Annotated in this window: 12 protein-coding genes; 10 read left to right on the top strand and 2 right to left on the bottom strand. The window is 64.0% G+C overall.

Features of this window, described 5'->3' with window-relative positions:
* The first annotated feature begins 645 nt into the window (after nt 1-645).
* The 7 genes from purS to KZZ07_RS12715 all read left to right on the top strand — a co-directional run bounded on the left by purS (nt 646) and on the right by KZZ07_RS12715 (nt 7,439).
* Complete coding sequence (gene purS / locus KZZ07_RS12685; protein WP_219514579.1) at nt 646-876, top strand: phosphoribosylformylglycinamidine synthase subunit PurS; 231 nt, start codon at nt 646-648, stop codon at nt 874-876.
* A complete protein-coding gene (locus KZZ07_RS12690) occupies nt 876-1,913 on the top strand; it encodes a zinc-binding dehydrogenase (protein WP_219514580.1) in 1,038 nt (345 codons plus the stop codon). The genes purS and KZZ07_RS12690 overlap by 1 nt, the downstream gene beginning before the upstream one ends.
* 28 nt (nt 1,914-1,941) lie before the next feature.
* Complete coding sequence (gene purQ, locus KZZ07_RS12695) at nt 1,942-2,607, top strand: phosphoribosylformylglycinamidine synthase subunit PurQ (protein ID WP_219514581.1); 666 nt, start codon at nt 1,942-1,944, stop codon at nt 2,605-2,607.
* 37 nt (nt 2,608-2,644) lie between these two features.
* Nucleotides 2,645-4,405, top strand: coding sequence for a sensor histidine kinase (locus KZZ07_RS12700; protein ID WP_219514582.1), 1,761 nt, complete (start codon nt 2,645-2,647; stop codon nt 4,403-4,405).
* Nucleotides 4,406-4,412: 7 nt separating this feature from the next.
* Nucleotides 4,413-5,747, top strand: a complete 1,335-nt coding sequence (locus KZZ07_RS12705) for a sigma-54-dependent transcriptional regulator (protein ID WP_219514583.1) — start codon at nt 4,413-4,415, stop codon at nt 5,745-5,747.
* Nucleotides 5,748-5,755: 8 nt separating this feature from the next.
* Nucleotides 5,756-6,337, top strand: coding sequence for a YdeI/OmpD-associated family protein (locus tag KZZ07_RS12710; protein WP_219514585.1), 582 nt, complete (start codon nt 5,756-5,758; stop codon nt 6,335-6,337).
* Between the two features lie 148 nt (nt 6,338-6,485).
* A complete protein-coding gene (locus KZZ07_RS12715; RefSeq protein ID WP_219514586.1) occupies nt 6,486-7,439 on the top strand; it encodes a leishmanolysin-related zinc metalloendopeptidase in 954 nt (317 codons plus the stop codon).
* Between the two features lie 107 nt (nt 7,440-7,546).
* Here KZZ07_RS12715 and gap read toward each other — a convergent pair whose 3' ends face one another.
* A complete protein-coding gene (gene gap, locus KZZ07_RS12720) occupies nt 7,547-8,551 on the bottom strand; it encodes a type I glyceraldehyde-3-phosphate dehydrogenase (protein WP_219514587.1) in 1,005 nt (334 codons plus the stop codon).
* 176 nt (nt 8,552-8,727) lie between these two features.
* Here gap and KZZ07_RS12725 point away from each other — a divergent pair, with 176 nt between their 5' ends.
* Together KZZ07_RS12725 and KZZ07_RS12730 are read left to right on the top strand one after the other, a co-directional pair.
* Nucleotides 8,728-9,105, top strand: coding sequence for a DoxX family protein (locus KZZ07_RS12725; protein WP_219514588.1), 378 nt, complete (start codon nt 8,728-8,730; stop codon nt 9,103-9,105).
* Between the two features lie 40 nt (nt 9,106-9,145).
* Entirely contained in the window at nt 9,146-10,114 is a 969-nt protein-coding gene (locus KZZ07_RS12730; RefSeq protein ID WP_219514589.1) for a DUF808 domain-containing protein, read from the top strand.
* A gap of 65 nt (nt 10,115-10,179) precedes the next feature.
* Here KZZ07_RS12730 and KZZ07_RS12735 read toward each other — a convergent pair whose 3' ends face one another.
* Nucleotides 10,180-10,746 (bottom strand): invasion associated locus B family protein, encoded by a 567-nt coding sequence (locus KZZ07_RS12735; protein ID WP_219514590.1) that lies wholly within the window; start codon nt 10,744-10,746, stop codon nt 10,180-10,182.
* A 485-nt stretch (nt 10,747-11,231) separates the two neighbouring features.
* Between KZZ07_RS12735 and KZZ07_RS12740 the strand changes: the two genes are divergently transcribed.
* The gene (locus KZZ07_RS12740; RefSeq protein ID WP_219514591.1) at nt 11,232-12,767 is read left to right on the top strand and encodes a helicase HerA-like domain-containing protein; all 1,536 of its coding nucleotides are present in this window, start codon (nt 11,232-11,234) and stop codon (nt 12,765-12,767) included.
* Nucleotides 12,768-12,835 lie beyond the last annotated feature (68 nt).

Consider the following 12,835-nt stretch of genomic DNA (forward strand, 5'->3'; position numbering starts at 1 on the left):
AGACCGCGCGGAGAGACATCTCCGCGCGGTTTTTTCTTTTTTTGGGGGGCTGGCTCTGTTGCAAGGGGCAGTCCCATGACCTCGCTTTGCCGATCCCTTGCCCTGCCGTTTGTGGCTCTTCTTGCGAGTCCGGCATTGGCGCAGAATTTCGAGAGCGAAGTTTCGCCGGCCTCGGTCGAGGCCTGCGCTGACGCCCGCCGCAGCGAGAGCGTCTGCAGGTTCGCCTGTTGACTTGCGGCAGACGCGCTTTGATCGGCCCGTGATTCCTACGGGCTCTGGCGAGACGCCCCAGGTCTGAGCGGCAAGCACGACCCGACCTAGGGCGTGATCGACTGGGCAGCAGGGCGCTATCACACCGAGGTCAGGACCATCAGCCCAAGGCCGGTCATTTTCCCGGATGAACTCCGGGCCTGGGTCGTTTCCGGGACTTGGGCGCGCAAATAGCGACAATCGGGGCTTTGTCGAATTCTACTTCGGACTTTGCGCCTTCGATGGCTGCCGGGGGTATCAGGACGGCGCACCGCCGGCCAAACCCAACTGGGGCGGTGCCTGCCGGTGCGGCGCATCCGGGCCTGAGACGCCTTTACCCTTGCATTCCCGCGCGTGATGCGGTTCCTGCCCAGCAAGACAAGCAAGGGGATGATCATGAAAGTGCGCGTGCATGTGATGCTCAAGGACGGGGTTCTGGATCCGCAGGGCGAGGCGGTGCGCCATGCGCTTGGCGCCTTGGGCTTTGACGGGGTCGGATCGGTGCGCCAGGGCAAGGTGATCGAGATGGACCTGGCCGATGGAACGCCCGAGTCCACCGTGGCCGAGATGTGCGAAAAGCTGCTCGCGAACACGGTGATCGAAAGCTACCGCATCGAGGTCCTGTGATGCGCGCGGCTGTCCTGAGCGAGTACCAGGCGCCGCTGAGCATCGAGACCCGCCCCGATCCCGCCTGTCCCGATGACGGTGTGGTGCTCAAGGTGCAGGCCTGCGGGGTCTGCCGCTCTGACTGGCACGGCTGGATGGGGGAACACCCCAGGGTGAAACCGGGCGCTATCGGCGGTCATGAATTCTGCGGCGAGGTTGTCGAGGCTGGCGCGCGCGCGCAATTCTCTGTCGGGGACGTTCTGGTCGCGCCCTTCCTTCTGGGCTGCGGCACCTGCAACGACTGCCGCGCCGGGGCACAACACACCTGCAACGACATGGTCTATCCGGGCATCGGTTCGGACGGGGCCTTTGCGGAATACGTCGCCGTGCCGCGCGATTTCAACCTGTCGCGCCTGCCCGATTTCATGACGCCGCGCACCGCCGCGGGGCTGGGTTGCCGGGTGATGACTTCCTGGCATGCGCTGACCGACCGGGCCGCGCTGCAGCCGGGCGAATGGCTGGCGGTACATGGCACCGGCGGGATCGGCCTTGCCGCTCTCTTGATCGGCAAGGCGATGGGCGCGCGGGTGATCGCCGTGGACGTGGTGCGCGAAAAACTGGACCATGCGCTGGCACATGGTGCTGACGCGGTGGTCGATGCCTCGGACGGCAAGGCGCATCGTGCCATCAAGGACCTGACCGGCGGCGGCGCTCATGTCTCGATCGAGGCGGTGGGCATCGCGGCCACGGCCAATGCCTCCATCAAGTGCCTGCGCCCGCTGGGCCGCCACGTTCAGGTCGGAATGCCCATCGGCCATACCGCGACGATGGAGATCGACATGAACGGCATCTTCATGAAGAACCTCGCCGTCTACGGCTCGCGCGGGATGCCGCCCTGGCGCTACGAACAGCTGTTCAGCCTGATCCAGTCCGGGGCCGTCGACATGGCGCCGATGATCGGACGAGAGATCGGCCTTGGCCAGGTCTCGGACGAACTCGCCGCCTTCAACGGGCCGACGCCGCCGGGCGTGGCCGTCGTCACCGATTTCACCGCCTGACACTCACCGCCTGACAAGGAGCGTGCTGATGAAAGCTGCCGTCATCGTCTTCCCCGGGTCCAACTGCGACCGTGATCTTGCCGTTGCCTTCGAAAAGGCGGGTCTGCAGGTGCAGATGGTCTGGCACAAGGACACGGATTTGCCCGCGGGCATTGACCTGGTCGGCATTCCCGGCGGGTTCTCCTTTGGTGATTACCTGCGCTGTGGGGCCATCGCCGCCAATGCGCCCATCGTGGGTGCGGTCAAGGCGCATGCGGACCGCGGCGGCTATGTCCTGGGGATCTGCAACGGCTTTCAGGTGCTGACCGAGACCGGGTTGCTGCCCGGCGCGCTCTTGCGCAACGCGGGTTTGAAATACATCTGCCGCACCATCGGGCTGCGCGCCGAAGGCGCCAGTGTCTATACTCAGGGCTATGGCCGCGACACCGAGTTCGCCCTGCCCATCGCGCACCATGACGGCAATTATTTCGCCGACGAGGCGACGCTGGACATGCTGGAGCAGGAGGACCGCGTGGCCTTCCGCTATACCGACAACCCGAACGGGTCGGCCCGTGACATCGCGGGTGTCCTGTCGGCCAACCGGCGGGTGCTGGGCATGATGCCGCACCCCGAGCGCGCAAGCGAAGCGGCGCATGGCAACGAGGATGGTGCGCGCCTTTTCGCCCATCTGGCAGAGGCCCTGACAGCCGCCTGACTTGAGGGTGCGGCCCGCGCAGCCTATTCTGGGCGGCATGGCATCGGATGGCACCAGAACCGGACTGCGTCGTGCCGGCCCGTTCTCGGGCCGTGCGCGCATAGCGCTTGTCCTGCTGTTGCTGGCGGCTGTTGGTACGGTCTGGGTCACGAACTGGCTGTTGACCGACCGCTTTACCGACTCCGTGCGTAACCGGGCCGAACTGCGCCTTGCGCTCTATTCCGGCAACCTGATTTCCGAACTGCGCCGAAATGCCATCGTGCCGCAACTCCTGGCGCGTGACCCGGCGCTGATCGCCGCGCTGAACGCGCAGGACTACCGGCAAAGCTCGCAGCGGTTGATTTCCTTCGTGGACGAAATCGGCGCCGCCTCGCTGATGCTGCTGGACCGGGACGGGCGTACCGTGGCCGCGACAGACCGCAACCGCCTGGCCGAGTCGCACCGCGAAGAGGCCTATTTCGTGGATGCGCTGCGTTCGAACACCACGGTCTTTACCGCGCTGCCGCAAGAGACGGGAAACTTCAGCTTTACCTATGCCCGCCGCATGGAAAGCGGCGGTGAGACGGTCGGCGTGATCATGGTCGAGGTCGACCTGGCCAAGTTCGAACGCGCCTGGGCCGGAATCACGGACGCGGTCATGGTGACGAACTCCGAGGGGCTCATCATCCTGGCGACTGAACCGCGCTGGCGCGGGCTGACGCCCACGGATGCCTTGCAACGCCAGCCCGCCGACGGTGCGATCGAACGCGCCATCCGCGCCACCGCCGACTGGACCGCGCAGCAGGCCGATGCCTACCTGCGCGGCGAGGCGGTGATGCGGATCGACGGGCGTATTCCGTTCCGCGGCTGGACGCTGGTCACCTTCACCACCTATGCCAGCGTACGAGAGCGTGTGAACGCTGTGCTGGCCCTCGAGATCATGGGTTTTGCCCTGTTGGCGGCGCTGGTCTTTTACGCGCTCTCGCGCAAGACGGCGATCCGGATGGCGCTGTTCCAGCGCGATGCCACGGAACTGCGCGCGCTGAACGCCCGCCTCAGCCGTGAAATCGCCGAGCGTGAACGGGTTCAAAAGAACCTGGCCGTGGCGGAACAATCGCTGGCGCAATCCTCGAAGCTGGCCGCCCTGGGCGAAATGTCCGCGGCCGTCAGCCACGAATTGAACCAGCCTCTTGCCGCGATGAAGACCTATCTGGCCGGCGCGCGCCTCCTGCTCAGGCGCAACCGCCCCGACGAGGCGCTGAGCGCCTTTCACCGCATCGACGACCTGATCGAGCGCATGGGCGCCATCACCCGCCAGCTGAAAAGCTTTGCCCGCAAGGGGCAGGAACAGCTCAGCCCCGTCGACATGGGAGAAGCGCTGGCCTCGTCGCTGGCGATGATGGAACCGCAGCTGAAATCGCGCCGCGTGAAGATCACCAAGATCCTGCCGGAGGCGCCCGTGCGGGTCATGGGCGACCGGATGCGGATCGAGCAGGTTCTGGTCAACCTCTTGCGCAATGCGCTTGACGCCACCAAGTCCGTTGATGACCCTCAGGTGGACATCATCCTCGCTGCGGGCGAAACCGCGACACTGACCGTGCGCGACAACGGAACCGGGATCGAGGACCTAGATGCGCTCTTCGAACCCTTCTACACTACCAAACAGCCGGGCGATGGCGTGGGCCTCGGTCTGGCGATTTCCTCGGGTATCGTGTCCGAACTGGGCGGTCGCCTGACCGCCCGCAACGGAGAGGACGGCGGCGCCGTCTTCGAGATGCAACTGCCCGTCTTGAACGAATCCACAGAAGCAGCGGAGTAAACTGCCAATGGCCAATGCAATGAAAATCGCCATCGTGGATGACGAACAGGACATGCGCCAGTCGATCAGCCAATGGCTGGCCCTGTCCGGTTACGACACGGAAACCTTTTCCAGCGCCGAAGAGGCGCTGGGGCGGCTGAACGCGGATTTCCCGGGCATCGTGATTTCCGACATCAAGATGCCGGGCATGGACGGGATCCAGTTTCTCAAGAAGCTCATGGGCACGGACAGCGCGCTGCCGGTGATCATGATCACCGGCCACGGCGACGTGCCGATGGCGGTCGAGGCGATGCGCATCGGCGCCTTTGATTTCCTGGAAAAGCCGTTCAACCCGGACCGCATGTCGGAACTGGCGAAAAAGGCCACCAACGCGCGGCGCCTGACGCTGGACACGCGTGCACTGCGGCGCGAACTGGCGGACGGCAGCCAGATCATGTCAAAGCTGATCGGCGCCAGCCCCGCGATGGAACGCCTGCGCGAGGACATCCTGGACCTGGGGCAGGCGGACGGCCACGTCCTGATCGAGGGCGAGACCGGCACCGGCAAGACGCTGGTGGCCCATGCACTGCATGCCGTGGGCGCCCGCGCGGGCAAGAAATTCACGCTGGTACGCTGTGCCGCGATGGACGAGGACGCCCTGACCCGACGCCTGTTCGGCCCGATGCTGCCAGAGGACACGCGCCTGCCGGCGATGGAAGAAGCGCGCGGCGGCACTCTGGTGCTTGAAGACATCGAGGTCCTGTCGGACTCGGCGCAGGCGCGCCTGCTGAACGCGATCAACGACGAGGGGACGCCGCCCGAAACGCGCATTGTCGCCATTTCCAACCTGCAGGAAGAGGGCCGCACCTGCGAGCAGGCGCTGCGCCCGGATCTCTATTACCGGCTGGCGGCGCTCAAGATCACCGTACCGCCGCTGCGGTCGCGCGGAGAGGATATCCTGACGCTGTTCACCCGTCTCAGCGAAAGCTACGCCGAGGAATACGGCTGCGATGCGCCCAAGGTGTCGGCGCAGGAGGCCGCGCAGCTCTTGCAGGCGCCCTGGCCGGGCAACGTGCGCCAGCTCATCAACCTTGCCGAACGCGCGGTGCTGCAGTCGCGGCGCGGGCAGGGGACCATCGCCTCTCTGCTGATGAGCGACCATGACGACATGCAGCCGGTCATGACGACCGAGGGCAAGCCGCTCAAGGAATACGTCGAGGCGTTCGAGCGGATGCTGATCGACAACACCATGCGGCGGCATAAGGGCTCGATCTCGGCGGTGATGGACGAACTGTGCCTGCCGCGCAGGACGTTGAACGAGAAGATGGCCAAATACGGACTGGCCCGCGCCGACTACCTCTGAGGCTTTTGATGGACCGCGCCCCTGATCTCGACAGCTTTTTCGCCGATGAGACCTGGGGCGCGGTGCTGTCCGCGCTCCGTGCCGTCCTTGCCGGAACCGAGCTGGGCGAGACGTTGAAATGGGGCGCGGCTTGCTACGTCTATGACGGGTCCAACGTGGCGATCCTTGGCGGCTATTCCGACGGCTGCCGGCTTGCCTTTTTCAAGGGCGCCCTGATCGAGGACCCGGAAGGGGCGTTGATCCCGGCCGGCCCGCGCTCTCGTGCGTCCAAGTACCTGCAATTCCAGACCACCGAAGAGGTTGCCGCGCGGGCCGACCAGGTCCGCGACTATGTCGCGCGCGCCATCGCGGTCGAGAAGCGCGGGGCAAAGGTGCATTTTGCCAAGGACGACCTGGCCTATCCCGACGAATTGTCAGAGTTGTTGGCAGAGGACAATGACCTGCGCGAGGCCTTCGACGCGCTGACACCGGGACGGCGGCGGGGATATATCCTGCATTTCTCGGATGCGAAACAATCCAGGACCCGCACGGCGCGGATCGAAAAGCACCGCGAGCGTATCCTTGCGGGCAAGGGTCTGCACGACAGGTGATTGCGGGCGGTGGCCTGGAGGTCCGTGAACAATCGGTTTCCACATTTGGACTCGCTGCCTGTTGAAACCGTGGTTACTCTACTTTTACGAGTATGGTGCGTTGGGGCGCCGGTGAGCCCGGAACTGAATTGGCAAACGGGAACATCGCATGTCCTTCAATCAATCCGCGTCTCTGGCGCGTTTTCTCGACTCAGACACCTTTGACTTCGGCCGGTCCGACACGGTGATCGGCATGAATGGCCTGACCTTCCTTGACGCCCTTGGTGCCGCCAAGGGCGGCAATGGAGGCGGAGGTGGCGGCGGAAAGCCGGACAAGCCCGGAGACGGTGGGGATGGCGGAGACGGCGGGACCGGGGGCACGCTCCTTGGCAGCTATACCTCCGGGTCTCAGGACGGTACGGGTTTCAACGTCACCATCAATTTCAACGGAACATGGACGGAGGCGTTGCAGCAGGCCTTTATCGATGCCGCTGAACTGATCTCGGACTTCATCACGGGCGACATCACCGACGTTCGATACCGAGGCAACAGCATCGACGATATCGTGATCGAGGCAACGCTGACGGATATCGACGGAGCAGGCGGTATTCTGGGCCAGGCGGGACCGACCGTGATCCGCAGCGCCACTTATCTGCCCGCGATGGGGATCATGGAATTCGATATCGCTGATGCCGAAAACTACGACATGCAGGGTCTGTTCAACGATATCGTCTTTCACGAGATGATGCATGTGATCGGTTTCGGCACCATGTGGGAGATGATGGGGCTGGTCGATTTCAACGAGGATGGCACACAGACGTTCAACGGACCCAATGCGAACCTGACATTCGACGTCGAGTTCAGCAGTTCCGTCCTGCTGGCTATCGAGACCGAGGGTGGACCCGGCACCGCGGGCGGGCATTGGAACGAAGACGGCGATGACGGTTTTGCCTTCGAAAACGAGATCATGACCGGCTTTATCGACGCGGGAAATGTCCTGTCGAATACGTCAATCGCCGCTCTGGAGGATATGGGATACGAGACGATCTGGGACGCCAGCGATCCGACCGGAGCCACCGACCTGATCGACACGACCATATTCACCGACGGATTGTTTGCCTGAACGGCTGTCGGTCCTGTGCCGATGAACTGCATGACCTGCACGTGAAAAGCCCCCGGAAAGCCGATGCTTTCCGGGGGCTTTTTTCAGGCCGAGAGCGGTGCCCGGTCTCAGTGCAGCAGGCGGCCCATCGCGGCGGCGACGTCGGCCATGCGCGCGGAGAAGCCCCATTCGTTGTCGTACCAGGCCAGCACACGCACCATGCGCTTGCCCACCACCTTGGTCTGGTCGGGGGCAAAGACCGAGGAATGCGTCGTGTGGTTGAAGTCGATCGAGACTTTCTGCTCGGGATCGTAGGAAAGCACGGCGCCCATGCGGCCCGCCGCGGCCTCTGCCACCACCTCGTTGACGTCCTCGACGGTCACGTCGCGGGAGGCGTAGAAGGTCAGGTCGACGGCCGAGACATTCGGCGTCGGCACGCGCACGGCAGACCCGTCGAGCTTGCCCTTGAGGTTGGGCAGCACCTCGCCCAGGGCCTTGGCGGCGCCGGTCGAGGTCGGGATCATCGCCATCGCGGCGGCGCGGGCGCGGTACAGGTCCTTGTGGCGGCGGTCCAGCGTCGGCTGGTCGCCGGTGTAGCTGTGGATCGTGGTCATGATGCCGCTTTCGATCCCGATGCCCTCGTCCAGCACCTTGGCCAGCGGTGCCAGGCAGTTGGTGGTGCAGGACCCGTTCGAGATCATGGTCTCGCCCTTTTCCAGGTCGCGGTGGTTCACGCCGTAGACAACCGTCCGCTGCACGTTCTTGGCGGGGGCGGAAATCAGGACCGATTTCGCGCCACGGTCCATGTGCGCGTTGGCCTTGGTGCCGTCGTTGAACTTGCCGGTGCATTCCAGAACGACGTCGCAGCCGCTCCAGTCGAGGTCACCCATCTCGTAGGAGGACATCACATCGATCGGGCCGCGGCCCAGGTCCAGCGCCTGATCCTTGACGGTCACGTCACCGGGAAAGCGGCCGTGGATGCTGTCGTAGCGCAGCAGGTGGGCATGGGTCTCGATCGGCCCGGGGGCGTTGATCTTGACGACCTGGACGTCGTTGCGTGCGGATTCCGCGATATGCGCCAGAGTGCAGCGGCCAATACGGCCAAATCCGTTGATCCCGATCGTGACGGTCATGCTCGCCTCCTAAAATTCCTGTTGGCTTCCGTATACGGAGGCCTTCTGCATCTGCAAAGTCCATTAACTGTTGTGGAACAATCTGTTAGCGATAAACGTGGCAAGGATTCGCGTGGTGGCGCTAACCCTCCGATCTCGTTTGCGTTAACGTGGAGGGGCCAGAGGGGATATCAGCCGTGCAGAGATGGAACAACCTTGCCAGCCTTGTCGGGCGGGTGCTGATTGCGGCTCTTTTCCTTGCCGGAGCGGTGCAGAAGGCCACCGATTCGGCCCCGGCGGGCGAGATGCTGGTGGGATGGGGGCTGCCGTTCTGGCTGGTCTGGGGCGCGATGGTCTACAATCTAGCAGCGTCTGTGGCGCTGATTCTGGGGATCGCACTGCGCCCTGTGGCGCTGTCATTGGCGCTGTATTGCATGGTGACCTCCTTCTTTCACCTGATCCCGGACGATCCTTGGCAGATGAGCATTTTCGTCAAGAACTGGGCCATTGCCGGTGGCTGCTTGGTGTTGGCCGGGCAGGGCGGCGGGGCCTGGCGCTTGCGGTTTGCGCCCTAGAGGCTAGGTTCGCGATGAACAGGTTGAGTGGGGGCGCGGTATGAGCGGACTTCTGGCACTTCTCGATGACGTGGCGGCGATCGCCAAGGTTGCGGCGGCCTCGGTCGACGATATCGGCGCGGCGGCGATGAAAGCCGGGTCCAAGACCGCCGGTGTCCTCATCGACGATGCGGCGGTGACGCCGAAATACGTCCAGGGGTTCGAACCGGCCCGCGAATTGCCGATCATCTGGCGCATCGCGCGGGGATCGCTGGTCAACAAGCTGGTCTTTCTGATGCCAGCGGCGTTGTTGATGGCGGCCTTTGCGCCCTGGCTGGTCTGGCCCTTGCTGATACTGGGCGGCTGTTACCTCTGTTTCGAGGGGGCTGAAAAGATCGTGCATGTGCTGATGCCGCATGACGATCATTCCGGCGGACCGGACGGCAGCCATGACATCGGCGACCCGACCCACCTGGAAGAGGCCAAGGTCAAAGGCGCGATCAAGACCGATTTCATCCTCTCCGCAGAAATCATGGTGATCTCGCTCTCGGCCATCGAGGCACCGACTTTCGCCATGCAGGCCGCAACCCTGGCCGTGGTGGCGGTGCTGATCACCTTTGCCGTCTACGGGGCCGTGGCCATCATCGTGAAGATGGACGACATCGGCCTTTGGCTGAGCCAGCGAGGCCGCCTGGGGGCGACGCGCGGCTTTGGCCGTGGCATCGTCAAGTTCATGCCCTGGCTGCTGAAGGCGCTGGCGATCATCGGGACGGCGGCGATGCTCTGGGTCGGGGGCCACATCCTTACCAACTCACTGAAGGAAATGGGATGGGGCGTACCTTACCAGGCGGTGCATGACATCGCGCATTCCATCGGGCAGGGCGATGCGCTGCTGGAGTGGGGGGTGACGGCGGGGATCGACTTCGTGATCGGGTTCCTGGCCGGTCTCGTCCTGATCCCCATCGGGACCAAGCTGGTCGCGCCGATCTGGGCGCGTTTCTTTGGCGAAGGTGAGGCCAAAGCGCATTGAGCGTCCCAAAAGAAAACGGCGCCCCGGTTCCCGGAGCGCCGCATGACCTCGGCTCTTGCCTCAGGTCAGGGACTGACGACGCTGACCTCTGCCAAGGCTGCCGTAAAGCCCTTGAGCGACAAGGAAAGAGGGATGGGCTGGTTCATGGCAAGAAACGGCACAAGGGTGATCGTTGCGATTTTTCCGGCCTTGTAGCGTTCCACGTCATCCGCGACGAGACCATATCGCGACATACAGCCGATGCGCGAACAGACGTCAAAGGGGTATTGTTTGCCTTCGCGCCCGTCGATCGAAACCCTGAGGCCGTGTTTCAGCGAGCTTTCGAGGGGAACGATGACGGTCACGAGCGCCGCAATCTGCCCGGCGTTCTCGACTCTTTTGACTTCGACCTGTGCGATGTCCTGGTTGTTCTGCGGATCTTCCAGCATCTGAACCATCACGCAGGCTTCGTTGTCTGACTGGTCCTTGATGCACTCAAGCGTCCAGTCGTCGTAGACCTCTTTGATGTAGGGTTCGTTGCGAACGGGCTTCCCGAGTTCGATTCCCGGATCGGCCGGCTCGGCCGCCGGATCGCCGCCGTCGGCGGATTGGGCATAACCCGCGCCTGCGCCCAGCGAGGCGATCAACGACAATAGGATAAGCGGTTTCTTCATGATGTCCTCTAAAATCCGGTCATTTGCCTGACTTGTCGATTAGCACGCGTCGGGCGGACTGTCAGGGAAGAAATCCTCCGTGCCGCCGCGGCAATGCGCGAAATGCCGCGATTAAAGGGCAGAGGAGTCCCGTTTCGCAATGCCCCAGGCCGCGTAGCTGCGATCAAAAGGAAAGGGGCCCGAGGGCCCCTTTCCATTTCACTCCCTGTCGGACCGGCCGACTTTGTCATTGGTCGTGACGCTACGAGAAGACTTGCGCTTGGTCAACAGGGATTTCCACCTTCTTTTCGCGCCAGTAGATGCATTTTGCCGGGAACAAAAAAGCCGCGCCCTAGGGCGCGGCCAGTCTGACAGGGAGGAAGTCTGTCCGGGACAGGAGAGGACATGTCGTCCCGGACCAGAAACACACTGGCATCAATTGGTTAAGGATGTATGTTCATGCCGTGCGAGCTGGGGGAGAAAGTATGAACAAGGCGGTTTTCGTGGGGGGCGCGGGCGAAGGCTATGGCGTCCAGCAGTTCCTGGACCTGGGCTATGCCAATCGGCACGGGCTGGTTGCGGGGGCCACGGGCACGGGCAAGACCGTCACCCTGCAGATCCTGGCCGAGGGGTTTTCCGCCGCCGGTGTGCCGGTCTTCCTTGCGGACGTGAAGGGCGACCTGTCGGGCCTGGCGGTTGCGGGCAGCGAGACGCACAAGCTGCACGGCGCTTTCATGGAACGTTGCGCGACCATCGGTTTCGATGATTTCGCCTATGACGCCTTCCCGGTGCGGTTCTGGGATCTCTTCGGCGCGCAGGGCCACCCGGTGCGCACAACCGTGACAGAGATGGGGCCGCTGATGCTGTCGCGCCTGCTGGATCTCAGCGAGGCGCAGGAAGGCATCCTGAACATAGCCTTCCGCCTCAGCGACGAGGAAGGGTTGGCGCTGCTGGATCTCGATGACCTGCGGTCGATGCTGGTCTGGCTGGGGGAGAACCGCAAGGACCTGTCGCTGCGCTATGGCAATATCTCGATCGCTTCCATCGGGGCGATCCAGCGGCGGCTTCTGGTGCTGGAAAACGAGGGGGGCGCCGGGTTCTTCGGTGAGCCTGCGCTGGAGCTGTCCGACCTGATGCAGACGGCCCCTGACGGGCGCGGCACGGTCAACGTGCTGGCCGCCGACCAGCTGATGGCGCGGCCACGTCTCTACGCGACCTTCCTGCTGTGGCTCTTGTCAGAACTGTTCGAGGAACTGCCCGAGGTGGGCGACCCCGAGAAGCCGCGCCTGGTCTTTTTCTTCGACGAGGCGCACCTGCTGTTCGACGATGCGCCCAAGGCGCTGGTGGACAAGGTCGAACAGGTGGCGCGGCTGATCCGGTCCAAGGGGGTGGGCGTCTACTTTGTCACCCAGTCGCCGGATGATATCCCCGAGGATGTGCTGGGCCAGCTTGGCAACCGGGTCCAGCACGCGCTGCGGGCCTTTACCGCGCGGGACAAGCGGGCGCTGCGGCTGGCGGCGGAGACCTACCGGGAGAACCCTGATTTCGACATCGAGGAGGCGATCCGCACCGTAGGCGTGGGCGAGGCCGTGACCTCTTTTCTGGAGACGAAGGGGGCTCCGGGAATTGCGCAGCGCACGCTGATCCGCCCGCCGTCCTCGCAATTGGGCCCGATCACCAAGACCGAGCGTCGCGCGCTTTTGGCTGCGTCGGAGATGGCCGGGAAATACGACAGCGCGGTCGATCGAGAGTCGGCCCATGAGATCCTGCGCGCCCGGGCCGAAACAGCGGCCAGGGCCGCCGAGACGGCAGAGCGCGAGGAGGAAGAGGCCGAGGCGCGCGAATACCGTGCCGCCCGGCGATACTCGGGCGCGCGCGTCAGCCGGTCGACCTCGCGCCCGGTCCGGCGCAGCAAGAGCTTTGGCCAGGCGATGGGCGACATGGTGATGAAGGAACTGACCGGGACCACGGGCCGCCGCATCGTGCGCGGCGTCCTTGGCGGATTGTTCAAGGGACGGTGAGCCTTGGCCCATGCGGTGTTGGCTGCGCAGACCAACGGCGGGCGGACTGCCAGCAGGATCAGGTTCAC

Origin of the sequence: Mameliella sp. CS4, from assembly GCF_019392335.1 — a bacterium.
Classification (GTDB): domain Bacteria; phylum Pseudomonadota; class Alphaproteobacteria; order Rhodobacterales; family Rhodobacteraceae; genus Antarctobacter.